General features: G+C 49.1%; 29 protein-coding genes. 13 read left to right on the forward strand and 16 right to left on the reverse strand.

All coding sequences use genetic code 11. The features are described from left to right. Positions 1–164 precede the first annotated feature (164 nt). Positions 165–1,112 (forward strand): hypothetical protein, encoded by a 948-nt coding sequence (locus EZJ49_RS12070; RefSeq protein ID WP_262552396.1) that lies wholly within the window; start codon positions 165–167, stop codon positions 1,110–1,112. 41 nt (positions 1,113–1,153) lie between these two features. Here EZJ49_RS12070 and pstB read toward each other — a convergent pair whose 3' ends face one another. The 4 genes from pstB to EZJ49_RS12090 form a co-directional block, all read right to left on the reverse strand. Beyond that, on the reverse strand, positions 1,154–1,924 hold the full coding sequence (gene pstB, locus EZJ49_RS12075) for a phosphate ABC transporter ATP-binding protein PstB (protein WP_262552397.1): 771 nt from the start codon (positions 1,922–1,924) through the stop codon (positions 1,154–1,156). Between the two features lie 3 nt (positions 1,925–1,927). Next, positions 1,928–2,800 carry a phosphate ABC transporter permease PstA gene (gene pstA, locus EZJ49_RS12080; protein WP_410468768.1) on the reverse strand — a complete coding sequence of 291 codons (873 nt, stop codon included), beginning with the start codon at positions 2,798–2,800 and terminating at the stop codon, positions 1,928–1,930. Between the two features lie 44 nt (positions 2,801–2,844). Next, complete coding sequence (gene pstC, locus EZJ49_RS12085; RefSeq protein ID WP_262552399.1) at positions 2,845–3,720, reverse strand: phosphate ABC transporter permease subunit PstC; 876 nt, start codon at positions 3,718–3,720, stop codon at positions 2,845–2,847. 73 nt (positions 3,721–3,793) lie between these two features. Continuing rightward, on the reverse strand, positions 3,794–4,807 hold the full coding sequence (locus EZJ49_RS12090) for a PstS family phosphate ABC transporter substrate-binding protein (RefSeq protein ID WP_262552402.1): 1,014 nt from the start codon (positions 4,805–4,807) through the stop codon (positions 3,794–3,796). 135 nt (positions 4,808–4,942) lie between these two features. On the opposite strand from EZJ49_RS12090, the gene EZJ49_RS12095 reads away from it, so the two are divergent. Further along, positions 4,943–6,475 carry a sensor histidine kinase gene (locus EZJ49_RS12095; RefSeq protein WP_262552403.1) on the forward strand — a complete coding sequence of 511 codons (1,533 nt, stop codon included), beginning with the start codon at positions 4,943–4,945 and terminating at the stop codon, positions 6,473–6,475. Here the strand turns inward: EZJ49_RS12095 and EZJ49_RS12100 are convergent. Further along, on the reverse strand, positions 6,469–6,918 hold the full coding sequence (locus tag EZJ49_RS12100; RefSeq protein ID WP_262552404.1) for a Fur family transcriptional regulator: 450 nt from the start codon (positions 6,916–6,918) through the stop codon (positions 6,469–6,471). The two genes, EZJ49_RS12095 and EZJ49_RS12100, sit on opposite strands and share 7 nt — an antisense overlap. A 42-nt stretch (positions 6,919–6,960) precedes the next feature. Further along, on the reverse strand, positions 6,961–7,677 hold the full coding sequence (locus EZJ49_RS12105; RefSeq protein WP_262552405.1) for an EI24 domain-containing protein: 717 nt from the start codon (positions 7,675–7,677) through the stop codon (positions 6,961–6,963). 54 nt (positions 7,678–7,731) lie between these two features. On the opposite strand from EZJ49_RS12105, the gene EZJ49_RS12110 reads away from it, so the two are divergent. Then, on the forward strand, positions 7,732–8,319 hold the full coding sequence (locus EZJ49_RS12110) for a histidine phosphatase family protein (protein WP_262552406.1): 588 nt from the start codon (positions 7,732–7,734) through the stop codon (positions 8,317–8,319). Here EZJ49_RS12110 and EZJ49_RS12115 read toward each other — a convergent pair. Then, positions 8,316–10,271, reverse strand: coding sequence for a fatty acid cis/trans isomerase (locus tag EZJ49_RS12115; protein WP_262552407.1), 1,956 nt, complete (start codon positions 10,269–10,271; stop codon positions 8,316–8,318). The genes EZJ49_RS12110 and EZJ49_RS12115 overlap by 4 nt on opposite strands. Before the next feature lie 76 nt (positions 10,272–10,347). Between EZJ49_RS12115 and EZJ49_RS12120 the strand changes: the two genes are divergently transcribed. Next, positions 10,348–10,866, forward strand: a complete 519-nt coding sequence (locus EZJ49_RS12120; RefSeq protein ID WP_262552408.1) for a hypothetical protein — start codon at positions 10,348–10,350, stop codon at positions 10,864–10,866. Between the two features lie 36 nt (positions 10,867–10,902). On the opposite strand, the gene EZJ49_RS12125 is transcribed toward EZJ49_RS12120, so the two are convergent. Together EZJ49_RS12125 and EZJ49_RS12130 are read right to left on the reverse strand one after the other, a co-directional pair. After that, a complete protein-coding gene (locus EZJ49_RS12125) occupies positions 10,903–11,292 on the reverse strand; it encodes a four-helix bundle copper-binding protein (protein WP_262552409.1) in 390 nt (129 codons plus the stop codon). Between the two features lie 9 nt (positions 11,293–11,301). Beyond that, positions 11,302–11,487 (reverse strand): hypothetical protein, encoded by a 186-nt coding sequence (locus EZJ49_RS12130; RefSeq protein ID WP_262552410.1) that lies wholly within the window; start codon positions 11,485–11,487, stop codon positions 11,302–11,304. Positions 11,488–11,786: 299 nt separating this feature from the next. Here EZJ49_RS12130 and EZJ49_RS12135 point away from each other — a divergent pair, with 299 nt between their 5' ends. The 5 genes from EZJ49_RS12135 to EZJ49_RS12155 all read left to right on the forward strand — a co-directional run bounded on the left by EZJ49_RS12135 (position 11,787) and on the right by EZJ49_RS12155 (position 15,113). Further along, entirely contained in the window at positions 11,787–12,251 is a 465-nt protein-coding gene (locus EZJ49_RS12135; RefSeq protein ID WP_262552411.1) for a hypothetical protein, read from the forward strand. A gap of 120 nt (positions 12,252–12,371) precedes the next feature. Continuing rightward, entirely contained in the window at positions 12,372–13,136 is a 765-nt protein-coding gene (locus tag EZJ49_RS12140) for a hypothetical protein (protein ID WP_262552412.1), read from the forward strand. 2 nt (positions 13,137–13,138) lie between these two features. Beyond that, on the forward strand, positions 13,139–13,264 hold the full coding sequence (locus EZJ49_RS12145) for a hypothetical protein (protein ID WP_262552414.1): 126 nt from the start codon (positions 13,139–13,141) through the stop codon (positions 13,262–13,264). Positions 13,265–13,420: 156 nt separating this feature from the next. Continuing rightward, the gene (locus tag EZJ49_RS12150) at positions 13,421–14,347 is read left to right on the forward strand and encodes a hypothetical protein (protein WP_262552415.1); all 927 of its coding nucleotides are present in this window, start codon (positions 13,421–13,423) and stop codon (positions 14,345–14,347) included. A 262-nt stretch (positions 14,348–14,609) separates the two neighbouring features. Beyond that, positions 14,610–15,113 carry a hypothetical protein gene (locus EZJ49_RS12155; RefSeq protein ID WP_262552416.1) on the forward strand — a complete coding sequence of 168 codons (504 nt, stop codon included), beginning with the start codon at positions 14,610–14,612 and terminating at the stop codon, positions 15,111–15,113. A gap of 50 nt (positions 15,114–15,163) precedes the next feature. Here EZJ49_RS12155 and EZJ49_RS12160 read toward each other — a convergent pair whose 3' ends face one another. The 4 genes from EZJ49_RS12160 to pheS form a co-directional block, all read right to left on the reverse strand. Next, on the reverse strand, positions 15,164–15,706 hold the full coding sequence (locus tag EZJ49_RS12160) for a MerR family transcriptional regulator (protein ID WP_262552418.1): 543 nt from the start codon (positions 15,704–15,706) through the stop codon (positions 15,164–15,166). Beyond that, positions 15,678–16,010, reverse strand: a complete 333-nt coding sequence (locus tag EZJ49_RS12165) for an integration host factor subunit alpha (protein WP_347359097.1) — start codon at positions 16,008–16,010, stop codon at positions 15,678–15,680. The genes EZJ49_RS12160 and EZJ49_RS12165 overlap by 29 nt, the downstream gene beginning before the upstream one ends. A 123-nt stretch (positions 16,011–16,133) precedes the next feature. Further along, complete coding sequence (gene pheT, locus EZJ49_RS12170) at positions 16,134–18,575, reverse strand: phenylalanine--tRNA ligase subunit beta (RefSeq protein WP_262552420.1); 2,442 nt, start codon at positions 18,573–18,575, stop codon at positions 16,134–16,136. After that, complete coding sequence (gene pheS, locus EZJ49_RS12175; protein WP_262552421.1) at positions 18,572–19,597, reverse strand: phenylalanine--tRNA ligase subunit alpha; 1,026 nt, start codon at positions 19,595–19,597, stop codon at positions 18,572–18,574. Before pheS ends, pheT begins: the two co-directional genes overlap by 4 nt. A gap of 111 nt (positions 19,598–19,708) precedes the next feature. Between pheS and rsmG the strand changes: the two genes are divergently transcribed. The 4 genes from rsmG to EZJ49_RS12195 are packed head-to-tail and all read left to right on the forward strand — an operon-like array spanning position 19,709 to position 22,885. After that, entirely contained in the window at positions 19,709–20,581 is an 873-nt protein-coding gene (gene rsmG, locus EZJ49_RS12180) for a 16S rRNA (guanine(527)-N(7))-methyltransferase RsmG (protein ID WP_262552423.1), read from the forward strand. Continuing rightward, positions 20,581–21,708, forward strand: a complete 1,128-nt coding sequence (locus EZJ49_RS12185) for a helix-turn-helix domain-containing protein (protein ID WP_262552424.1) — start codon at positions 20,581–20,583, stop codon at positions 21,706–21,708. The genes rsmG and EZJ49_RS12185 overlap by 1 nt, the downstream gene beginning before the upstream one ends. Continuing rightward, positions 21,705–22,115, forward strand: coding sequence for a hypothetical protein (locus EZJ49_RS12190; protein ID WP_262552425.1), 411 nt, complete (start codon positions 21,705–21,707; stop codon positions 22,113–22,115). The genes EZJ49_RS12185 and EZJ49_RS12190 overlap by 4 nt, the downstream gene beginning before the upstream one ends. Before the next feature lie 11 nt (positions 22,116–22,126). Next, positions 22,127–22,885, forward strand: coding sequence for a TrmH family RNA methyltransferase (locus EZJ49_RS12195; protein WP_262552426.1), 759 nt, complete (start codon positions 22,127–22,129; stop codon positions 22,883–22,885). A 56-nt stretch (positions 22,886–22,941) separates the two neighbouring features. Here EZJ49_RS12195 and EZJ49_RS12200 read toward each other — a convergent pair whose 3' ends face one another. From EZJ49_RS12200 to EZJ49_RS12210, 3 genes are read right to left on the reverse strand one after another with little or no spacing between them, the layout of a single operon-like run. Further along, a complete protein-coding gene (locus tag EZJ49_RS12200; protein ID WP_262552427.1) occupies positions 22,942–23,823 on the reverse strand; it encodes a mevalonate kinase in 882 nt (293 codons plus the stop codon). Next, entirely contained in the window at positions 23,813–24,793 is a 981-nt protein-coding gene (gene mvaD, locus EZJ49_RS12205) for a diphosphomevalonate decarboxylase (protein ID WP_262552428.1), read from the reverse strand. Before mvaD ends, EZJ49_RS12200 begins: the two co-directional genes overlap by 11 nt. After that, positions 24,790–25,518, reverse strand: a complete 729-nt coding sequence (locus EZJ49_RS12210; protein ID WP_262552429.1) for a hypothetical protein — start codon at positions 25,516–25,518, stop codon at positions 24,790–24,792. The genes mvaD and EZJ49_RS12210 overlap by 4 nt, the downstream gene beginning before the upstream one ends. Positions 25,519–25,657 lie beyond the last annotated feature (139 nt).

Consider the following 25,657-nt stretch of genomic DNA (forward strand, 5'->3'; position numbering starts at 1 on the left):
TCGGCTTAACATGATTCACCTGCTTTGAAAGGGATAACCCACGCTAGCCAAGGTTTCCGGAAAACTCGAGTTAAGATCCTGTAAGTAAATTTTCGACAGATAGTTCGACCCCCGCAGCGAAATCGCATTGTGAACTGACAAAGACCTCGCTATGCTAATTTTCTATGAACAAGTTTTTGGCTTCTGTCCTGATTTTCAGCGCACCTATCTTTGCCAATGCCTTTGAACTGGCTCAAGGCCTGACGCCTCCGGGGCAGCAACGCACGATCTTTAGTTATATGGGAACTTTTCTTGATAAAGCCGAATTCCCGCAAGAACGCGCCAACATGAGATACCAGTCCCTCAGCGCCTCTGTCCCCGTTTACAAGACAGACAGCGAAGCCGTCAGCCTTTCCCTGTCCGGGACTCAGTTGACAGTGGCCCCTTCTCAAAACGGCCACTCAGAACTTTACGACATTCAGTTCGGCATGGGCTATACGCAGATGCTGAGTGAAAAGCGCATGTGGTCCGTGATAATGAATTATGGTTCTGCAAGTGATAAGCCTTTTTACGACCCGACTGTTTCCACACTGGGATTAACGGCCTTCTACTCTTATCCTAGCGATGAAAAAAGCAGTTGGCTTCTGCTGGCAAACTATTCCAACAACCGACCGATCCTGAACAACATTCCCCTGCCGGGCTTTGCATGGTTCTACTATCCGTCCAAGGAATTCCGTCTGGTCCTGGGGGCCCCCTTTGCCTCTATGAACTGGCAGTTTGCCGACAAATGGGGTGTTAACTTCTTCACGCTGGTTCCGTGGATTGTAAAAGGATCTGTGTACTACAAAGTGAACGAGTATGCGCAAGCCTACGCGGGGTTGGATTTTTCCCAAGTCACTTATCTGCCTTATGGTCGCAACAACCGTGCCGACAGATTGTTTTACGATGAAAAGAAATTCTTTGTCGGCTTCAAATCACCACTATCAAAAACAACATTCGCAGACTTGGAGCTGGGCCACTCTTTCGACCGTCGCTTCTTCCAGGCTGAAAACTACGAAATCAACCCGAAAAACCCCGTCGATATCGGCAACGCCTACTACGCCAAACTAAGCCTAAGATACGTCATCTTCTAAAAAAACAACGCAACGCTTCTGCAAAAGTAAGCAGGTACCTTTTAGCCGAAGCGGCCGGTGATGTAGTTTTCGGTTCTCTGATCCTTTGGATTGGTGAAGATTTGGTCACTTGCACCAAATTCAATCAGATCGCCCAGATACATGAAGGCGGTGAAATCGGAAACGCGAGCGGCTTGGTGCAAGCTGTGGGTGACAATCGCAATCGTCACGTCCTTACGCAGTTCCTGAATCAGTTCTTCAATGTGACGAGTGGAGATCGGGTCCAAGGCTGAGGTTGGTTCGTCCAGAAGCAGGATTTCCGGTTCTGTCGCCAAAGCACGTGCAATGCACAGACGCTGCTGTTGACCGCCCGAAAGAGCCGTGGCGGAGGAATGCAAACGATCTTTGACTTCGTTCCACAGACTGGCCTGTTGCAGGGATTTTTCGACTTGTTCTTCGATGAAGCTTTTCTTTTTGACCCCGCGAACAGTCAAGCCGTAAGCGACGTTGTCGTAAATACTTTTCGGGAACGGATTTGGTTTTTGAAAAACCATTCCGATACGCATGCGCACTTCCATCGGGTCAATTTCTTTACCCAGGATGTTTCTTTGATCCGGATACAGCAGAATTTCGCCGTGGTATTGCGCATTGGCGTATAAATCATGCATGCGATTAAAACAACGAAGCAGCGTGGTTTTTCCACAACCGGAAGGACCGATCAACGCCGTCACTCGGTTTTCATAGATCGGCAACGTGATGCCATTAAGCACCTTTTTATCGCCATAGGAAAAAATCAAATTCTTAACTTCAGCACGCAAATTCAACTGCTGCATAAATTACCACTTCATCTTTTTACGGAAACGGGAACGCAGATAGATCGCCCCCCCGTTCATAATCAAAGTCATCAAAAGCAATACCACCCCGGTCGCTGCGGCATTCACATGGAACTCGGGCTGAGGTCGCGACAACCAGTTAAACATCTGAATCGGCATCACCGTGAATGGGTCCATAAGCCACTTAAAGTTCAAGTACGGGAACTGCCCGTCAACCGGCGGTGTCGGCAGGAAAGCAATAAAGGTCAGAGCTCCGATAGTGATTAGCGGTGCGGTTTCCCCGATAGCGCGCGACAGGGAAATAATCACGCCCGTCAAAATACCACCGGAAGAATAAGGCAGAATATGATAGCGCACCGTCTGCCACTTGCTGGCACCCATGGCATAACTGGCTTCACGAATGGTGTTGGGAATGGCACGAATCGCTTCACGGGTTGTGACAATAATAATCGGCAGCACCAGCAGCCCCAGAGTTAAACCCGCTGTCAGAATGCTTTGCCCAAGTTTTAATTTATAAACGAACAACCCCAGCGCCATCAGACCGTAAGTGATCGAAGGAATCCCCGCCAGATTGATGATGTTCAATTCAATGAGCTGTGAAATCCAGTTCTTTTTGGAGTATTCCTCAAGGTAAACCCCGGCAGCCACCCCCAATGGAATGGCACAGAACGCCGTCGTGATCATGATGCAGAATGATCCCACCCACGCTGACAAGATCCCCGCTTTTTCAGCAAAACGTGATGGGAAATTCACAAAGAACTCAGCGTTGATGCGCGGAACACCGGTAATCGCCAAATCAACAATCAAGGCCAACAAGGTTACCAAAGCAAACAGCAAGGCCAACAGCCCCATCAATGCAAATACAAAGTCCCACATCTGGCGGCGCTTGATATTGGCTAAAAGATCCTGATGAGCTTCCACTATTCTTTCTCCTGGAACTTTTTGCGCAGCCACAGGCCGACGATGTTAAAGCAAAGAGTCAGCACCAAAAGACTTAACCCCGCCACGTAGATGGACTGATAGCCAATCGATCCATGCGGCAGGTCCCCCAGACTGACCTGGACAATGAAGGCTGTGATCGTCGCGGCAGGCTCTGTGGGGTTGATCGTCAGATTCGGCTGCATACCAGCGGCAATAGCCACCACCATGGTTTCCCCCAACGCCCGGGAGATCCCCAAAACATACGCAGATGTGATTCCCGAAAAGGCCGCTGGAATAACCACGCGGAATGCTGTCTGCATACGGGAAGCCCCGACTGCAAACGAAGCCTCGCGCAGATGATTCGGCACAGAGCGCATGGCATCTTCACTAAGACTGCTGACATAAGGCACGATCATCACCCCGATAACAATCCCGGCACTCAGCACGTTAAAGCCACTTAAGGAAGGAATGATTTTTTGCAACAGCGGTGTCACAAAGAGCAAGGCAAAATAGCCGTACACGACGGTGGGAACCGCTGCCAGCAGCTCCAGCATGGGCTTTAAAAACTCTCTCCAACTGGGGCGCACGTATTCACTTAGGAAAGCCGCTGCCACGGTCCCCAGAGGAATCGCCACTGACAATGCAATCACCGTGGAAAGCAAAGTTCCACTTAGCAAAGGCAGAATTCCATAATGGGCATTTTCAAAAAGAGGAGTCCATTGGGTGTCCGTCAGGAACTCTTTGAACGTCACATGTTCAAAGAACGGAATGCTTTCCACAACCAGAATACCCACGATACCGATTGTCACCAAAACCGAGGACGCCGCCGCCAGAAACAGCACCGTTTCAATGGCCCGTTCCCTTAAACGACGCATCCGCCGAACCGGATGGTCAGCGGATGTAAATTCAGAAAGTTTTCTAAGTTGGCTTTTACTCACGTGCTTTAAACTACAACGAACCTTCGCGCTTCATCAACTCTTCAATTTTAAGACCAATTTCAGAGTGACCGCCAAAGACTGTGCCGACTTTGTTCTTTTTCACGTGCTCTTTCACGGCATCATAAGCCTTGGCTGGAAGTGGAACATATTTAACCTGAGGCACGATCTCAAAAGACTTGCTGAGGTAGAAATTCACAAAGTCCTTTACTTCCGCTTTCGCCATGGACTTTTCACTGACATAGATAAAGATCGGACGGGACAATGGGAAGTAGGTACCGTTTTCAACGGTTTCACGCCCTGGAAGCACTGCTTCGTTTTTCTTAGGAGCCTTATCGCCCCCCACAATCGCTACGACTTTCAGCTTAGCGCGGTTTTCTTCATAGTAAGCCAATGGAACATAGCCAAGCGCATAAAGATCGTTGGAAACACCTGTTACCAGAGTGTTGTCATCTTCGCTGGCAGTATAGTCACCACGAGAAGACTTCGACTTCCCAACGATAGCTTCGGTGAAGTAGTCAAATGTCCCAGAGTCAGAACCCGCACCGTAAAGTTTCAGGTTTTCTTTAGGCCACGCAGGATTGACATCGCTCCACTTGCCCACCTTGCCTTGCGCTGCGGGCTCCCACATTTTTTTCAATTCTGCCACGGTCATGGACTTGATCCAGGTATTTTTAGGATTCACCACAACAGCCGTGGCATCGTAAGCAATCGGAAGCTCCAGGAATTTGATCCCGGCTTTGCGGCAGGCTTCCAGCTCGGATGTTTGGATCGGACGGGATGCATCCTGAACATCGATTTCACCACGGCAGAATTTTTTAAAGCCACCGCCAGTCCCGGAGATCCCCACAGTCACACGCACTTTCCCACGCTGAGCTGTTTGGAATTCTTCCGCCATCGCCTCTGTGATCGGGAACACTGTTGAAGAACCGTCGATCTTGATAACAGGAACCTGCGCCTGAGCCACTGACAAAGATACAGACACGCCGACAATCAAAGACAAAGCCGCAACCAAGTTGGTAAGCATAAAAATCTCCTATGGATTTATAGGCTAAAGTCTAGCACCAGCATTCTTGGGTGTAATGTTAAGGTTTTATTATGATTTTGGCCGTTTTTAGCCGTTTCGCGTTACAAGAATCTTGAATTAGACTAAAAGCCATTTATGAAAATAGCCGACCTTTTGAACGATAAAAACACCCTTCTTGAGAAGATCAATCAAACGATCCCCAACAGCGTTTATATATTCGACCTTAACGAGGTCAATATGGTGTGGTTCAACGATCGGGTGAAGGATCTTTACGGCTACACTCTGGCGGAAATTCGTGCCCAAGGGACCGAATACTACGCCCGGTCCATGCACCCCGATGACGTTCCCGTGCTTAATGCGGCCATTGAAAGATCCCGGGAGCTTAAGGAAGGCGAAGTCATTTCCATCGAATACCGCTTCAAGGACAGCAAGGGCCAGTATCACTGGATCAACGATCGCATCACCCCGTTTTCCCGTGACGAACACGGCAAAGTGAACAGCATTCTGGGTATTGCCACCGACGTCAATGATCGCAAAAGCTACGAAGAAACCCTGAAGAAAACCATCGAAAAAATGAATCTGTCCCTGTCTGCCGCCAATATGGGAACGTGGGAATGGGACATTGAACAAAACCGCCTGCAATGGGACAGCAAGATGTACTCCATGCACGATGTCCCGCAAGAACCCGGCATTGATCCGATGACCGAGGTGTGGAAGCGCGCCCTGCGTGAGGACATGGAAAACGTGAACCGCAAGGTCAACGAAGCCGTCACCAACCACCAGGATTTTTACGTCACCTATCGCGTGGCTTATCAAAACAAAGAAGTTCATCATATCAAGTGCTACGGAAAGTTCATGACCCCTTCAGGAACCCCGCGCATGTACGGGGTTGCCTGGGACTCCACCGAGGAAATTCAAACCGAAATGCAAATGGCCGAAGCCAAAGCCAAGATGATTTCCTCCACCAAAATGGCAGCTCTGGGTGAAATGTCCGGTGGGATCGCCCATGAAATCAACAATCCCCTGACAGTTATTCAGGCCCGCGCCTTCCAGCTGCAACAAATGGTCGATGCCGGAAAAACCGACCCGGTAAAAATCAAACAGGCCGCCGAAAGTATCAGTCGCACCGCTGACAAAATCGCCCGCATCATCAAGTCACTGCGTTCGTTTGCCCGTGAAGGAACTTACGATCCATTTGAAGTTGTTCCGGTCAAACAGGTTATCGAAGAGACGCTGGAGTTCTGTCGCACGCGTTTCTACAATCACGGCGTGGAAATTGAAGTCGGCCCCATTGATCCGGATCTGGAAGTGGAATGCCGACTGATTCAAATCGAGCAGGTTCTGCTGAATCTTTTGAATAATTCCTTCGATGCCATCGCCGATCTTAAAGACAAGTGGATTCGTATCAACGTCGCCGAACAAGAGGACAGTATTGAGATTTTCGTCACAGATTCCGGCGGCGGCATTCCTGCCACCATTGCCGATCAGATCATGCTGCCATTTTTCACAACCAAAGAGGTTGGCAAGGGCACGGGTCTGGGTTTAAGTATTTCCGCGGGAATTATAAAAAGTCACAAAGGCGATCTGCGTCTGCACAGCGAAGCCCCGAACACGACATTTGTGATTAAACTGCCACGCTGGCAGGAAGAGACCGCGCTGGATTACTGACAGCGGGAACACACACCAAAAAAATCCAGGCGATGCGCCACCTGTTTGTATCCCATCGCCTCGACCATCTTGATATGCTGATCCAGATCACAGATATGCAAAGCCTCAACCCGCTGACACAAACGACAAATCACATGGTGGTGGTGATGGCCGGATTCCAAAGTCAGTTCAAAACGTGCCACCCCGTCACCGAATTCCAAACGGGACACCAGACTGGCCTCTTCAAATTTTTTCAGAATACGGTAGATCGTCACCAGATCCATACCATCGGATTTGTCGTCGATTTTTTTGAAGATCTCGTCGGCAGAAATCGGCTCTGGATGATGAAGCAGGATCTTCAGCAACTGACTGCGCTGCTGAGTCAACTTCATCCCCGCCTTGCGAACACGCTCGTTTAGCGAGTCGATATCAATGTTCTTTCTTTCATGGCCGCACTTCGTCATAAGCCAAGGAAATACACCACTTTGCCCCCAAAATCCACTGATTTAGCGGCGGCGGGCCTGTAGAGCATTTAAACCGTAATAGGTGTAACTGAGGGCCGAAATAATCGGCACAAAGAAGAAGGCCAGCGGAATATATGAGAGGAGTCCTAATAAAAGTCCCATGCCGTAAAGTCCGGCGGACTCTTCTTTTTCAATACGCTGACGCTCGTCTTTGTCGGCATAGTCCTGAAGGACATCATACAAAAACACCTTCTTGTTCAGCCACGCCGTCAACAACAGCGGCACCAACACCTGACATCCTGGCACAAACCACAGGGGCAACGTCACGACAAAGCCAATCACAAAACCCACAGTGGCCTTCAGTGTATTCCATAGACTGCCCACGACCGAACCACCCCGGCGCTTTTCCAAATTCTTATATTCCCCATCGCCGACCCACTTAAGCACCACCGGCATCACAAAAATGGAGACAATTAAAACACTCAGCACATAAGCCAGTGGTATAAAAATCAAAATTAAAAACAGCACCGCCATCCAGAATGCCAGCTCGGTAAATCCTGTGGCACTTTGAATCCATTGATAGCCCCAGACATGCGAAATAAGCTGTGCCAGCCCCGTGGTCCACGTGGACCAGAAAATCACAAATAAAATCATCAGCCCCAGTACAGTCAGCACGGGCGGTCCCAGAATCAGCAAAAACATGCGAATTTTTAACAGGGCTTCAAAAGACTGACGAAGGGCGCGAAAAATGTTGTTCATATTCAGATTTTTTCCCTTTCCGTCGTGTGTGGCAAGTGCTTCAATAGAGCCACTATGCAGAAAATCATTCATCTCTTCCGACATGGGCTGACTGACTGGAATCATCAGCGCCGTTTGCAGGGACACACCGACATTCCTTTGAACAATGAAGGCCGCAATCAGGCCCTGGCCTTGCAGGATTTTTTTAACAGAAACCCCGTGGATTTTTTTATCAGCAGTGACCTGACCCGGGCCCGACAGACCGCCGAGATTGCCAACACACAGCTGTCGCATCCTCTTTTGATTTCACCGCACTTTCGCGAGGTCTATCTGGGCGAAATCGAAGGCTGGACGCGCGAAGAGGTCGCTGAAAAATTTGGCACACCGGTTTGGGAAAACTGGCTGGCCGTTCAGGATCACAATGCGGATTTCCGTTTTCCAGAGGCTGAATCCTCGAAGGAAGCTATCAAACGCTTTGCTGCCGGACTGAAAGATCTGTGCCAGCAAAAGGATTTTAAAGCCGTGGGTCTTTGCACGCACGGTTTGATCATGCGCCGGTTCCTGCATTCCCTGCGACCGGATCTAACCGAAGCCCTGCCCACGCCAAACTGTGTGGTTTACACAGTGACCTGGAACCCGGCTTCAGGTGATTTTATTTTTTAGTGCAGATCATAGCGGGTCAGATCCAGATATCCAAAGTTCACCGGATCTGACTGCTTCATATAACGACCCAGATCATCGTACACACGCCAGAACTTATCATTGCTTCGGCGCACCCCATAGCGACGCACCAGCCCCTGATAATCTTTTTCATTTTTGATATTTCGAGCCTGCAAAACAAACGCCGGAAGTTCGTTTTCCTTCACTTCAAAAATCATATTCGGGTAAGAACCCCAGAATCCTTCGCGAATCGTCAGCGTGTCATCAGCCGGGTCCATACGCAGGGACTCGCCCAGAATCCACGAAATATTTTCGTGCTCTTTATTTCGGATCAGTGAATACACCTGCTGTTTTTCACCGGCACCATTGATCTTCAACAATGCCAGATCCGGAAAATTCCGGGCGAACGGTGTTTTCTTCTGCGCCTTCACCGAAGCCATTTTTCGTAGTTCTTTTTCAGTGCCTTCCACTTTCCACAGCGGCTTCATGCTGTCGGGCACCTGTAAAACCTTCCAGTTTACAAAATCCAAAGAGCCACGCACTTTTTCATTCATATGGAAGAACAGGGCTTTTTCCACGAATTGTTTTTTTGTGTGATTTTCGTTATTGAATTTAACCCCGGTCGGTTCCGCAGAACCCACGGTCGGAAAAATATATGCCATCTTCACCTGCGCCAGCAAACCGCGATACCAGGCCCGGCGATAAGACAGACGTTCTTCCGCAGGCAGGAAGGCCAGGAATAATGCGGATGCCCTCCAGAAAACTCCATTTTTTGAAATAACCCTGGCCTTGCGGAGGCCGTTGGCCTCCTTGTCGCTGAACTCGGGCAGCAGGTGGTGGAACTGGTAGACGAAGCCCAGGCTGCGGTTGCGCACCTGGCCTTTAATAAAGGTGCTGACGTGGTACTGGGAATCATCCAGCAGGAACTGATACCGGGCTTTCACCGGAATATCCTTAAAGGCCACAAAGGGGTTTTCCGCTACACCCGGCTCATAGCCTGGCAGCTCGGACACTGTCCATTTTTCCTTCAGGAAAAGCTCTTTGTACCGAGCCATTTTTTTTGCATTCAGTTCATAAGGAATATGGGTTTTCAGCACCACACTGCCCGGGAACTTGCGCAGACAATACCAGAATTTAGTCACCCCCGGAGCGTCGTTCGGACGACGGGTGGCAATTTCCTCGGTTCCTTTGGAACAGCGGGTGCGTGAACGAATCAAACGGAAGAACTCATCGTTTTTTTCCGGGAAATAAAGATGAGCCAGGAACAGATGCTCATAGATGTACCGACTGACCAGACGCTGGCGGCTATTTTCCTCGTTGAAAAATGCCTCCCATTCCGCAATTTGTTTACGCAACGGCAGTGATGGTTTTTCCTGCTGTTCCAGACTGGCCTTGTCCGGTCCCGGGGTTCCTTTTTCCACCCACGATTTCAGGGCTTTGAGTTCTTCATGATTCAGGGCTGGAAAACCATACGGCATTCCCAGTTCCGGTGTATTTTTGGCGACGCTCGCAAAGTCCGTCATGGTCTGAGCACAGACCTGGGATTCTGAAACCTGTTTTTTCACGGCCTTTCCCGGTGCTGAGTTTCGCAGCTGAATCATCTGGAAGAACAGATTTTGTTCCGGGTCCTTGTTGGTACTGACATCGTAAAAACCACGCTCACGCCACTGACTGCCATGGGCATCAATCCAAATACGTGAGGGGGCAACGCTTTTCAGACGAGTTCCGTCATAAACATTGAGCTTATTGGCCCCGCGCTGGAAGCCTTCATAGTTTTGCAGGTTCAATTGGCAGGGAGCATTAAAACAGCTATGGCAAGCCAGGCAGCGATTGTCAAAAATCGGTTGGATTTGTCGACTGTAAAAGTCTTCTGTCAGCACAGCGGCGGATTCAGCTGTCGCACCGAGTGACACCACTGAAATAAAACAAAAGACAATGACGTTAATAAATTGCATATTTCCAGACTCCCTGTGTATTCTGCAACTATAAAGCCCTTTTCGGGCTAAAGGAAAGCTAAAGTAGAGGTCGTTTATGCAAAAAATCCCATTCCAAGTCGTGCAAAATTCCATCGATAAAATCTGCAGCATCACGGAAGAAAGTGACCTTGAAAAAGCGTCTGAGCATTTGTTTGAAGTTCAGCCGGATCTTGGTGGCTTCTTTATGGAGTTCATCGAAGACATGAGCGAAGGCGCTCAGGATTTGGGCTTTATGATGGCTTTGATTCTGAACCGTTCCTTTGAAGACCAGTACCAGTCCCTGCGTGCAATGACTGAAGATGAAGTTGTGCAAAGATTTGAAAAGAATGAAGCAGAGTTTGAAAAATATCTGCAAATCAATGACGACATGATCGCAGACCTTCAGGAAAAAGCGGCCGCTGGCGGTCAACCTGAAATTCTGAACTACATCATTGAAGAACTGTTCATGTCCCCGGAACTGGAGCCATCTTTGGATGCTAACGAACAGGTTCACTTGTTCATTATCTGCAAGTTCTTTGTGGATTGCCTGAATGATCTGGCAACAGAAACCACGCCGGAAATGATCCGCCACTAAAAATGAAGGCGTCTCGATGAGACGCCTTTTTTATTTTCAGAACCGGGCGGAAACCTGCGAGTTCTTTACTGGCACCGTCATGCCCATCATGCCCCGGCAATGCTCAGCGCACTTCAGACAGATATCGGCACATTTGGCGACAATATGATCTTCAGGAAACTTTCCGCATTCTGTCGCGCATTTCGTGCAGACCTCATAGCACAACTCGGCCCCCTGACTGGCAAACTCGACCTCCGCCATCTCCATGCGGGCATGCAGGTCACAGGTGTCAGCACAAAGCTGTAACAGCAATGCCAGATCCGTTTGGGCAAACTTGATCCCCTGTTCCTGCACGTGATTTAAGGTCTCCAGACAACATCGGTACGTGGTAAAGCAAAAGTTAATGCTTTTGGCGGTATCACTGTCCTGCAATGGATTCATTCTCATGGAAGCCCCCTATGACCGTGGTGATTTTTTCTGAGAAGGCACATTCTGTGATTCACGATTTTCCGATTCTATTTCGTGATGATCCGCAGAATGGTCCATCTGTTTATTGCGACTGCGCTGGTGCTGGGCTTTTAAAGCCCCGTCAAAGCGCTTGCTTGTTTGACTGAAACCTTTGTTTTTATGATGACCAGACATTGCCAGCCTCCTTTGTTCAAAAGCTCACGACCAGAATAGCAAACCTTCCCCCGCCCCGCTCAAGGCAAGTGGAAAATCCCGTCATGATCTGACAAAAATCAAAGTGCCGAAGACGCCCTCTGTAGTCTGACACAGGCGCCTCATATAGAATTTTCCGGACAAATTCTGACATGTCCCTCTTTACTCCGGACATGGAATATATTGTCCCGGATTCTTCCACCTTCCGGCTTATTTCATTGAAACTTTTCCTGCGGCAGAACATTCAAGGTCCATCAACCAAACAAAAAGGAGAAATCAAAATGAAAAATGTATTTGCTGTTATCGGCCTTCTGATCGCGTCTTCTGTTTCTTTTGCTTACACTGCTGACACTTCCTGGGAAGTTCTTATGCAGGACAAAACCCTAAAAATCGATGCACCTGTCGTTTTCATGGGTCACGCTGTTGACTATACTTTCGTATGTGTGGATGGAAACATGCTAAGAACAAAAAAAGCTGTGGCACAAAAAGAAACCATCTTCATCGGCAAAAACCGTTCTAAAGAAGTAATCACTGGTTACAAATACCTTTACACTCCGATCAACTACACCCGCACTGTTTCTGAGTGCACTTATATCGGTAAGAACCGCGAAGTTTGCAAAGACAAGATCGTATCCGGAACTTACCCAACAACTGTGAACGTGAAGATTTCCAAACTTGTCAGCCCTCGTAATGACACTTATAAATTCCTGTTCAACAAATCTTTGACCGTTCCTTCCTGCCACTAATTGCAAAAATCACCCGGGGCTTGAAACCTGAGCCCCGGGTTTTCCGCATCCACGGCCTGAAAACTTGCCAACCCCCTGTGGTCGTCATACCCCGTCTGAAAGCCCAAACAAAGGTATGCCATGCTAGATCAGCCTTCCTCCATTCAAGATCAGGTCAGTCAGGATATCGGATTGTTTCTTCGTCGCCACAAAGACCCGCGCAAGGGTTTGGCTTTACTAGCAGGCAAATCTCAAATTCACACCAAAACCTTAAGACGTCTGATTGAAAAAGAGCATAACCCCGGATACCAAACTTTGTATAAGCTTTACTCCTGCCTGATTGGCACTCCGGATTTCGATCAGATCCTTCTGGCCGCTCCGGCTGTTGTGCGGGAAAAGTTAAAACGCACCGATCCGCAGGTGAAGTCCTCGCCGCTATTTAAATACACAGTCAGTACCGAACAGGAAATGCTGAAAGACCCCTGCTTTTCCGAACTGTATGTGCTGGCGGAAACCCGGCCTTTTGATCTTGGATTTGTGCGCGGGCGCTTTGGTGAATACGGCATCGAGATTCTGCACAAGATGCTGCAAATGAATGTCCTGCGACTTCTGGATAACGGCCGCTATGGCCTGGGATCACATCGCTCCACCTTTTCCGCAGCAACGATCAAGACTGTTGGCCTGCGACTGGCAGAAAGATACAGCAAGCCCGCACGCACCGATGAAAACTACGCAAACTATATGAATTTGTTTTTTGAATCCGTTTCCGAAAGCACCTATAGAAAGTGGCTTGAAATTGACACACAGGCCTTTAAAGCCAAGATCCAGATTCTGGAAAACCCCGCATCCCGGGGAAAAATTCCCGCTTTTATGTTCAATGTTACCGACACTCTTCAGGAGTCTTGAAAATGAAGCTGTTTTTGTATGGCGTATTCCTTTTAATTCTTACCTCTTCCAACCATTGTGTGGCTCGCGGAGGTGGCAGCGCTGGCGGCACCGGGGACTCGCCGCCTCGTAATGGCAGCAGCAAATAACTGACGGCCCCCGCCCAAGAAGGCCGCTCTCCAGCGGCACCGTCAATTTTCTAGACATCAAAGCCCTCTTGAAAACGACGTCAAGGCGCTTTACCCTGGCACATTTCTTCCTATAAGGATCTTCAGTCCCCACTGACCGGTAACTCTGGAGATTCAATGACTTTGCGCCCTTTTATCTTAAGCCTGCTGACATTTACAACCCTGTCTGCCACAGCTCAAGAGTCACCCTGCCCCCTGCCTTCTGAGGGGCCCGTTCAGAATCTGATCTTTGTCGCTAAACCCACAGAGGAAAACTGCCGTCTAGCCCAGGATCTGGTGGACACTCTGGATCAGGTCCGTCGCACTTTTCTGATGGCTCCGCCGGTCACGCTGGTGATCGGAGAACAAGCTGGAAATGCCAGCTTCGATAACGGTCACATCATCCGCATTCCTCAACATCTGGTCTTTTCTGATGCTCAAGGCGGCACTTATCAGGCCAATACTGAACAACTAAAAACTGTGGTGGTTCACGAATACGGTCACGCAATTTTAAAAGAGATCTGGGCCCAGGACTTTAACGAGGAGTTTGGAGAACTCTTTACCGGACTGGAGGAAATTTCCACCATTGCAGAAACCAATCTGGAATTAAAGATTTCCTCTCGCGCTGTTCGTCAGATGTCGGCGCAACTGGCCAATTCAGACGCTTACAGTTTGTATTTCAAAACTCTACCCGCTTATTCAGAGCTTTATGCGGATGCACTGGCGGTGATATTCTTTGACGACCCTGCGGTGATGTACAAGGCTCTTTATTACCCTCAGATCCCGGCCAACAAAGAGGTCTATATCGAGCCTCGCAACTTCGCCCATGAACATTCCGCCGAACAGCTGCATGCCCATCCCGATGAACACACCAAGCTGTCCTTGGTGCGGTCCTTTATTGGAAAGAACATGCCTGCCAATCCGGAACAAAAAAGACATCTTATGAAGCGTCTGGAGCGGGCCATGACACTGGCGATTCGTGATGAGCTTTCTACGACCTCCACACCATCTCTGGAAGAGGCCAATACCCGTTTACTGCATTATTTCTTAGAACAAAATCCCTGATCCCCGGACAGTCTCCTCATTGTCCATCTTGTGAACTCAAAGTGTCCACTGTAAACAAATTCGAGAATTTGCAACATTGTCAATGCACCGTTTTGTGTCTGCCAATAGTCATGATTTCGACGGAATTTGCGTGATTTTTCATGTCACTTTACAATTACAACTTTGTATTTAGACCGTTCCGGAAGCTCCTTTGTAGCGTTGCCGAGTGCTGACAAGCATTTGCAAGTCGCTCAACAAACAACAACCCTACAAAGGAGTTCTTATGAAAAAAATCCTGTTCTCTCTGGCAACACTTTTGGTTTCCACAAGTGCTTATGCTGTTCATGCCAACAGTTCCTGGTCACAAATTTTTGCTGATCGTGATGCTGTCGTGACTCACGGATACACTTTGCCAGGAATCAGGCTGGACAACGCCTGTATGACCGACACGGAGGTTCATGCAATCGAGGCTACCCGAGAGTGTGCCGAACTCGTGCCAAGAACCGTGCGTGGCCCCGGCGGAGATGGACCGGGTGACATCACCGAGTGGGTTTGTGCACGCTACGAAACAAAAATTGTTTCCGTGCCTCGTACCTATGAACAGCCTGTTTGTCTGGAGCTAAGAGGCCGCGGCGATGAATCCCACGAATGTGTGGAGTTCGGCACTCGCGAAGTGACAGTTCCACAAACCATCGACACACAAGTGTTCCTGACTCGTGGCGAGTCTGATCAGAGCTTCTGGAAGCGCTTCACCTTCCCGACCTGCCCTGAAGTTCAACCAAATTAAAGAAATAAAAAAGCCCTGATCTTTTGGATCAGGGCTTTTGTTTTTTAAATCTATTTGAAAAGCTGGCGAAGTTTGCGGATGTCCAGAATCAGATCTTCCACCGTTTCGTTGATGCCCTCAAGCTTATGATACACTTGAGTCATGTCCTTTTCCTTCTTCACGTGAGCCTTTAACTCTTTCATCGCATTTCTTGCCCCTTCAATCGAAAAACGATCGCGGTGCAAAAGCTTACGAATCAACAGCGCATTTTCCACGTCTTTACGAGTGTACATGCGCTGGTTGTTAGAGGCCTTCTTCGGACGAAGAACTTCAAACTCTGTTTCCCAGTAGCGCAAAACGTATTGTTTGATGCCCAGGATCTCAGCCACGTCGCCGATTTTGAAACCCATTTTATCCGGGATGGAGTTGATTTCCTCCAGCAGCTTTTCATCGCAAAGCATGGCTGGAATGGAAATCGGCGCTGACGCTGTCAAAGGAACGGATTCTTTTTCCGCTTCTTCAACAAAGTCTATGTGATGATCCCCAAGAGAAAGCTCAGAGCTTTCCATCTCGAGGTCCGAAGGATTACTCATGGTCGTCGTAGTCATCATCATCGTCCTCATCTTTTAAGTGAGCGTACTCTTCACCGTTCAGCATCGCCTTCAAAACTTGAGACGGACGGAAGGTAAGAACACGGCGTGCAGAGATCTTGATTTGCTCCCCTGTTTGAGGGTTGCGCCCAATACGCTCGTTTTTGCCGCGAACAACGAAATTACCAAAACCAGAAATCTTAACTTTTTCACCCTCTTGCAGAACAGTCTTCAAGGTATTGAAAACCAACTCCACAAGCTCAGAAGCTTCTTTCTTAGAGAAACCAATCTTCTGATACACGTTCTCGACGATATCGGCCTTAGTCACAGTTGATTTACCTAAGTTTTGGCCTGCCATAGTGTCCTTCACTCCATCGCTATTCCGCTAAAACCAAGGCCTTAACGGATTCTTTCCTAAAATCGTAACAACTAACTGAAAACAATCAAGAATTTATCTCACAGAAAGATCAAAATTCTTTTTTAAGCTCTCTAGAACCTTGTTTGTAACCTCTGTGATCTGCGCTTCTTGCAGTGTGGCATTTTTATCTTGTAGCCACAAACGGATCGCCACGGATTTCTTCCCGGCTTCCATTTTGTCGCCCTCATACAAGTCAAAGACGTCCACATTCAGCAACAAACCACCCGCCGCTTTGCGGATATCCTTCATCACGTCGCCGACCTTCAGGGTCTTTGGCATCACGAAGGCAAAGTCACGTTCTACCACCGGGAACTTGGAAATGCTCTGAATACGATACGGACGAGGCTGACCTTTGTACAATTGATCCAAATCCAGTTCGGCCAAAGCCCCCGGCACACGGATCTTGTTATCATCCAAAAGAATCGGATGAAGTGTTCCGATAAAACCGACCTTCTTACCTTCCACCAACAACTGAGCAAACTGCCCTTGATGCAGGAATTCAGGGACATCAGACTTATTAGCCGGGGTCACCCAAGTGTAAGAAGAAATATTCAAAGATTTCAAAAGAACTTCAACTGCTGCTTTAAGTTCGTACACAACCGGATAGTCCAAAGACTTATTCCAAAGGTTGCTTGCACGCCCCCAAATAGCCATACCCAAACGGGAGCCTTCAACGAAGCTGCCGTCTTCCTTCACATGGAAGGCACTGCCGATCTCGAACAAACGACCATTCATGTTGCCAGAGTGGAAGTTATTGTTGAGGTTTTTAAACAGACCGTAACTTAGTACAGATCTCATCACGTCCAATTCCTCGTTTAACGGATTCAAAAGACGGATTTCTTTTTCGTTCACAGACAGACCCGCAGCTTTCAAGCACTCCAGGTTCCCCATAAAGACTTTTTGTGCTTTAGAACCAACAAAAGCAAAGTTCACCGCCTGCTGGAAACCTTCCGCACGCAGCAACTCGCTGGTTGTACGATTCAGCATAAAGGCTTTGTCATGGAAAGACGGAGCCGTTGCGAACTTCGGCAAGGATTCCGGAATATGCTCATACCCGTTCAGACGCGCATATTCCTCAACCAGATCCATGTCTTGTTCGATATCAAAACGGAACGTCGGCGGAAGAACTGTGAACACATCACCCTTTTTGTCCACCTGACAGCCCAGACGTTTCATGAAATCTACAAACTTAAATTCTTCCGCTTCATAACCCAAACGGTCTGTCACCGTTTGCAACGTGATCGTCACAGGATCTTTTTTCACCGGATTTGGATAGAAGTCATGATTGTCACCATAAACTTCCCCACCCGCCACTTCAGCAATCAAAGCTGCTGCACGGTTCAAACCACGCAAAGTCCCATCCGGATCCACCCCGCGAGAGAATCTGTAAGAAGAATCCGTATCAATCCCATGAGAGCGGGATGTTTTACGTGCACTCATTGGCAGGAAATAAGCTGCCTCTAAGAATACGTCCGTGGTCGCGTCAGAAACGCCGGAGTTTTTACCACCAACAACGCCCGCCAAACACACCGGATGACTGGCATCACGGATGGTCAGTTCGTCGCCGGTCAATGTGATTTCAGTGCCGTCCAAAGTGACAAATTTTTCACCCTTGGTGGCACGATCCACGATCACTTTTTTACCACCGATGAAAGCCGCATCAAACGCATGCAGAGGCTGCCCCAGTTCCATCATCACATAGTTCGTCACATCGACGATGTTATTGATGGAGTTCATGCCCACACTTTCAAGGCGTTGTTTCAACCACGCAGGACTTGGTCCAACTTTGACACCTTTAATGGATCGCCCCGTATAGCGCGGACACAGATCAAAGGCTTTTACATCCAAGGCAATTTCAGACTTCGTGGATTTGCCAGAAGCCGCCACATCCGCTTTCGGAGCTTTCAGCTCTTTACCAAACAACGTGGACACCTCACGCGCTAAACCGAAGTGCGACAAACAGTCCGCGCGGTTGGCAGTCACTTTCAATTCAAAAGTCACATCATCATAACCGCCATACTCCGCATAGGATTTACCCACCGGCGCATCTGCAGGAAGAATCGCGATACCGTCAGATTCCGTCGCCAGCCCCAGCTCTTTCAAAGAGCACAGCATCCCCGCGGAATCCACACCACGAACAGCAGATTTTTTAATCGCAAAATTACCCGGCAGCACAGCGCCCGGCAAAGCCACGATCACACGATCACCGGCTTTGTGGTTCTGCGCCCCGCACACAATCTGATGAACAACGCCCTCGCCCGTGGAAACACGGCACAAGGACAGCTTGTCAGCATTCGGATGTTTGTCTTTTTCTAAAATGTGACCAATCACCACGTGATTAAAGTCTTTGGCGCGGTTGGTGATTTCTTCAACCTCAAGTCCACCGCGAGTCAACGCTTCCGCCAGAACTTCTGGCTTTTGGAAGAATTCGGTCACATCAACATAATCTTGGAGCCATTTTAAACTGATCTTCATTTTACAAACTGCCTTAAGAATCTAACGTCATTTTCAGGGAACAAACGGATGTCTTCGATGCCGTACTTGATGATGGCCATACGCTCAACACCAAAGCCGAACGCGAAGCCCTGCCATTTAGGATATTCAATTTTTGCTGCCTGGAACACTTTCGGATTCACCAGACCGCAACCGCCGATTTCAATCCAGCCACTTTGTTTGCACAAAGAGCAGCCTTTGCCCTTACAAATCGGGCAGGAGCAATCCACTTCCGCAGAAGGCTCTGTGAATGGGAAATAGCTGGGGCGGAAACGCGTCTTCAAACCCGGACCGAAGAATTCACGCACGAAGAAACTGATCGTGCCTTTCAGATCGGCCATGGAGATTTTTTCATCCACACACAAAGCTTCGATCTGGTGGAAGTTTGGCAGATGCGAAATATCACTGTCGCAACGGAAGACGGGTCCGGTTCCGATCACACGCAAAGGCAGTTCTTCAGACTCCAAAGAGTGAATTTGAATCGGCGACGTGTGTGTTCTTAACACATGCGTTTTATCAACGAAGAACGTGTCCGCCATATCGCGCGCCGGGTGATCTGCCGGAATGTTCAGAGCTTCAAAGTTATAATAATCTTTCTCGATCATCGGCCCTGTGCGCACGCTGTAGCCCAGGCGAGACATCACCGTGAAGATCTCCTCCACCACGATATTCACCGGATGTGCGCTGCCTTTGGGCTGAGTGAAAGCCGGCAATGTCATATCGATTTCTTCGGCCACCATCTTGGCAGAGATTTCTTTACGCTTCAGACCGTCTTCGGCTTCAGTGTAAGCCGTTTCAAGAAGCTGCTTCACTTCATTTACTTTTTTACCAAAAAGAGGTTTTTCCTCTTTAGGCAAAGTGGCCATTTCTTTCATGATCTCAGTCAGGGACCCGCTTTTACCCAGGTACTGAACTTTCAGATCATAGAGGTCTTTGGAGCTGGAAGCCGCTTTAAAGGCCGCCAGAGCTGTATCTTTGATGGAATCAAGTTTGGTCGTCGACATAGGCTTTCAATATCGCCCCAGAGGCCCCTATTTTCAAGGATTTAGCTTTTACACACGGCGCAGAAAAAGCTTGAGGTTTAGGGCCTTTAGACCTATCTTCCCCCACCTACTATGGCCCATAAGAATAAGACCAACTACAGCCCTTATAAAGCCCGTCAAGAAGCCCGCAAGGCCGTTGGCTCTGCTAATTCTGCCACTTCCGCAGGCACAGGCAACATGGGCCGCCACAAAAAACCGGAAACCATCTACGATATTCACGAGGCGAACGACCGCCTGGCCGATGTTTTCCGCAATCACGGCTTCGATCTGGTCAGCCACGCACAACGACAGCAACTGGCGCAATTCTACCGCCTTTTGATGCTGAATCAGGAAAAGGAAAACTTCACCCGCCTGCTGAAGCTACGTGATATTGCCATTAAGCATTTTATCGACAGCATTATCATCACCAAATATACAGACCTGCAGTTCCCTTTGCTGGACGTGGGCACCGGCCCGGGCTTTCCGGGCATTCCGCTGAAGATCATGTACCCCGATCAACAAATCCTTCTGGGTGAAGGCGTACAACGTCGCGTGGAATTCTTAAAGCACGTGCGCAGCGAAATGAATCTGCAAAATCTGGACATTTTAGGCCGCAATATCAACCGCCATTGCGTGTACCCGGTTCGCGGCGCCATCACTCGCGCGGTTGAAGACATTGGCAACACTCTGGGTAACGTCATGAGCTGCCTGCAAGTCGGCGGCCGAGTTTACTTCATGAAAGGTCCCGGCGTTGATCCAGAAATCAAAGCCGCCAAGGACCAGTGGGCTCAATACTACAAACTGGTTCAGGATGTGGCTTACTCTCTTCCAAACACACCGCATGAACGACGTCTGGTGGTTTATGAGAAAATCAAAGACATGCCTTTGCCTGAAGAAGACGAAGGCGAAGAACTTTTGATGGACGAACTGTCCGGCGATGAAAAAAGACGGTGGGCTAAATACTAATGACCATCGCCACACTCAACCCTTCTCTTCAGATTGCGCGCCTGCAGCACCGTCAAGGTGATCTGCATGAGGCTCGCCATGCCTGCGAAGAAGCAATGGTGGTGGCTAAAAATCAAAAAAACAACTCTGACTGGATCGAGGCCGCCCGCCTGTTCTTCCAATGCTGCCATGAGCTTGAAACACTGGATGAAGTTAAAAGTGTTATGGAGCAGGTCATGGCCTTCCATCACAGCACTCAGCTTCCCAATGAACAGTCCCGGGCGGAAAATCTGATCGGCGCCTGGCTCTTAGCCAACAACAAAGTGCAGGAGTCTGAGATGTATATCCACTCCAGCATCGCCAAGGCCACACAAACTCATGATCTGGAAACCCTGGCCCGCGCCCTGTTCACTTTGGCCTTAGGAAAGGCCTTTAATTCTGAAACTTACGGCCAATGCCTGCAACAACTGGACAAGCTCGACATTATTCTGACAGAGCTAAGCAGTCCCGAAATACAGTTAAGCACAAATCAACTGCGCGGTTTTATCTATAGCCAAACCAGAAGTTTTGACCGTGCTCTGGAGCTTCTGTGGGACAGCTATGAAAAAGCCAAGGCCCATGGATTTATACTTTTAATTTCCAGTATTCTGGCACAGATGGCACGCGTGCACCGCGATCAGGGGCATACCGAGCAACATCGTATCTATGCAGAGCTGGCCTTGCGCGGAATCAGTCAGGAAAGGGCTCCGCGTATCTATCGCTTGATTTCCAGCCTGTGCCCCGAGGGCATTAAGACGCAAGAAACAAAGTTTGACTTCGTCATCGATGAAGCCGCGCGTGTGGTACGTGAGAAACAAAAAGGCGCCATTGATTTCAAGAATCAACACATCCTGTATGACCTGGCTTTGCTATTTATAAAAAATGCGGGACAGCGCTATTCCAAAGAAGATCTTGTCGAAACCATCTGGCATCAACCGTATGATCCGGAATTGCACGACAATTTAATTTACGTCTCGATCAAGCGCCTGCGCACTCTGCTGGAGCCCGATCTGGAAAGTCCACGCTATATCCTGCGTGACCGCAAAGGATATTACTTTAATCCCCAATCGCACATTCAGTTTAAAAATGTGGAGGAAATGACAACATGAAACACCTCATACTCTTAATCCTGACAGTTTTCAGTCTTTCTGCCGCGGCTCGTGGCCCCGGAGACGGCCCGATTGTGCCATGGCCAACCAGTGTTTCTTTGCAGAGCCTCACCTGCGAAGATCTGCAGGGCGAATGGGTGGCTTTCAGTCACAATACCATCTGGTTTGTGAATCTTGAGATGCGTCCGGATGCTCTTTCCACGATTCGCTTGTCCTCCAATGCACTGTTCACTCACAAGGCGACGGGCTGGCTGGAACCGGGAGATCGTCTGTTCTATGGAAAGCTAGCCATGGACGACAATCATATCTATGACGTCATTGTCTTCCGCGACAGAGATGGCACCAAGGTTCGCGTGATCCAGGGCAAAAACAAGTTCTTTGACCTTAAACTCTACAACCGCAAGTAGGACCGGAATTCATGATCGAAATCAGCTCTAAAACCAACGATCACTTCCGTCGCTGGGCCGATCTTTCCTCGGCCCGCGGAATCAAAAAGCATCAGGAATTTATCCTGATGGGTGAAAAACTTATTCACGAGTTTCTGGATAATCCCTCCTTCCGTGTGAAGGCTGAAATCGTCAATGAGGATCTGAAATCCCTGACGATGACGGCAACCTCTTTAAAAGGTCAGCGCATTCCGGTCTTTAAACTTCCCAAAGCGCTTTTCAATGAAATTGATGTGGTCGGCACTCACTTCAACCTGCTGGTGCTGGAACCAAAAGAAATCGCACCGCTGAAAGAAGGCGGAAAGCCCGAAGGTCTGGAAGTGATTTCCCCCTTGGGAGACCCTTCCAATTTGGGTGCTTTGGCCCGTTCAGCCCTGGCCTTTGGCGCCAGCAAAATGATTCTGACCGAAGAATCCTGCAACCCTTATCACCCCAAGGCGATCAAGGCCTCTGCGGGGGCTTTATTGAAATTGCCACTATATAAAATCGGCAAATTCACAGACTTTGTCGCAGCCAATGAGCAAATCTATGCGTTGGACATGAAAGGCGAAAATGTCGCGGGCTTTAAGTGGCCAAAAAATCTACGCCTGGCAATCGGCGAAGAAGGTCCGGGCTTTAGCGGCCTTAAAGGTTTACAGCGCCTGTCGGTTGCCACGCAAAGTGTGGAGTCCCTGAACGCCACTGTCGCAGCCAGTATTGCCCTATACAGCTATTCCTGCTCACACCCCTAAAAGGTACGCCGTACCTATTTGGAGTGCGGCGCATTGCAAAAAGGTACGGCGTACCTTTAGCAGGGAATTAGGTTTAGGGTTTGAGGGGCTGGGGTTTCCCAAAGGGAAAGGACGTAGCCTCCACCGCCGGAACCGGTGGGCTTTACGGCCAAAGCCCCTTGATCTTTAAGCCATTGGATGTGTTTTTCGGGCTCGCCTTCATTCAGGTTCCATTTCTCGAAGCAGCCTGCGGCCAGGTCGATGGCTTTGGCCAAGGCAGGCAAACCTTGAGCGGCATCCATTTTCAACGCCGCTTCGGCCGCACTAACGGCTTCGCGCATTTGTGTGTCGATGGATTCTCCGAAAGCGGGATCTTTCAGCAGCAGGTCTTTGACCTTGTTCACAGCATCGACCGTCACACCACGCTTGCCAGAATATGAAATATACCAATGTGGACGCCAGGCCATGACCAGCGGAGTTCTTGCACCGTCACGCACAAAGCGCAGACCTTCGCCCGACAATGCCACGGCAATATCAACGCCGCTGGATTCACCGTGGAAAAGGTTTTCCAAAGTCCGGGCGAACTCATAAAAGTCAGCTTCATCGACATAACCCAAGAACCCCAGCCAACGGGTCAAAGCCACGCACAAGGCCGCCGAGGCCCCCATGCCCGCCCCGACCGGGATTGAAGATTCCAACAGCAAAGTGCCTTTTAAATCAGAGCGCGAGATTTTTTTCAGCTCGCAGGCTTTTTCCAAAACGCCCCAGATCAGAAGTTGTAATTCCTTGCCATGGTCGCCGACCAGACGAAGCTCCAACGGGTTTTCACCTTTGGAATAGCTAAGATCCAGATTGCGGGACTGAATCGGAACGACCAGTGCCGGAGAGCCTCGCAACACCGAATGCTCCCCGACTAAAATGCACTTACCATAGGACTTGCAGGTGAAATCAATGGACATTGTCTTTCACACCTTCAAAAGCCAAAACTTTGAAGTCCTTTTTGAAATGTTCGCGGTATTGTTCAAACTGTTTTTTCTGATCGTTACGGAAAAGCAGATGCACGTTCGCCCCGGCATCCATCGTCACCAGCGGGCCATCCTGCCACTTGTTCCAAAGATTTTGACAGTCTTCCAGAACTTTTTTTGACCCGTCAGTCATGTAACTAAACGACGGCGTGCTGGTTTCAAACAGACGGTGCATGTCGATAAATTCATCCCACACAATCTGACGCGCCAAATGCCAGTCGTTAAAGCGCATGGCATTGGAAAGATCCTTCAAGCGCATTTCAGCTCTTTCCGGACGACCTTCAAATCTTGGACTGGTGGTTACCAGCTTGTGAGCCTCGGAACTGGACACTTCTTTTTTGGAATCTTCCACGATCACCACCATGTGGTGCAGATCTTTAAACTCCAACCCCATGGGCTCTGCATATTCATGCTGCCACAACGCCCACGGCGTAAACAAAGAACGACAGGACGAGCCTGACCCCTGACGGGACAACTCGGAAAGATATTTTTTGTCTGCACCCCACGGCTGCGGGTTGATTTGCTGGAACATTTCTGCCGCCGCCAAAGTCAAAGCCGCAAAACTGGACGCCGAACTTGCCAGCCCACAGTCAGAAGGGAAATTGTTGGCTGATTCAATCAGAAAGCTTTTTTTTACGCCCCATTTATCTTTTAGGTTTTGCAGGTGCCTGATAAAGCGCTGCTGACCTTTTTCAGACAATTCGATCTTTTGCAGATCTTCGCGCACAAAAGGCTTCCACTGATCAGCACCACCTTCGATTTCAGTCAGGCGCACAAAGGTGCGCAGGTTTTCCAAAGTGTAGGACAAAGAACCATTCGTCGGTTTATTGCCAGAGCCTTCGATCTTACCCATGTATTTGATCAAAGCGATATTAGACGGAGCAGAGACAGTCACTTGTTTCATAAGCTTCCCCGATTTTTCAGTCCTTGAGAGATTTTATCTGAGGACGAAAGCAGGGACAGCCCCTTGCTTTCACAATAGTTTTTAAATTCTTGAGCAGTACCATGTGCGGTGATCACTAAAACCACATCCGCCCCCAAGGCACCACATCCTTTTGCCGCCTGCACCCCCGGCAGCTGACGGATTTCTGACAGCAACCGCAAGGTTGGATCACAGGTGAAGCCCAGTTGCTGCAACTCCTGCGCATAGGACTTGATCCCTTCGACAAACAACGAACTTTGCTGCTTGTCGAAGGCTTCTCGAATTAACGCAAACGCGGATTCCAACCCATGCGTCGGAAAAACCGGCAATGTACGCAGGTGTTCATGCGTGGCCAGTTTATTACCCGTATGAACCAGATGGAATTCCAGATCTGCAAACGGCCAACTTTTTACCGAAATCAATCCCTGACGCTTTTCAAAGAACGTCAACGATCCCTTGAGCTGTCCGATCAGATCCGCACCACTGGGACGCTGACCCTGCCCATTCCAGGCCACATCATAGTATGCCTCTAAGAGATGCTTAAAATCCAAGTATCTTTCCATGTCCTGCTGGTGCAACTCTTTGTGAAGCCACAGAGCGTACACAGAAAGGAACTGTGCCGTGGAAGCCCCAAAGCCCCCTTTACCGGCATAAGCATCTCGGAATTGAATGTCGAAGTTTTTGAAATAATCGCGGTGCTTTCCCATAAAAGCCCCCGCCGGGGATTCCGGATGAATCCCCTCGGTCTTTCCCGAACCTTTGGAAACTTCCGTTTCAAAACAAGGCTGGGACAAAAATACGAGCGTCGGCCCTCCTGCGAGAGCCAGGTATTCACCAGCTAGAAAT

The sequence above is a fragment of the Bdellovibrio bacteriovorus genome (assembly GCF_025558485.1).
Lineage (GTDB): Bacteria > Bdellovibrionota > Bdellovibrionia > Bdellovibrionales > Bdellovibrionaceae > Bdellovibrio > Bdellovibrio bacteriovorus_G.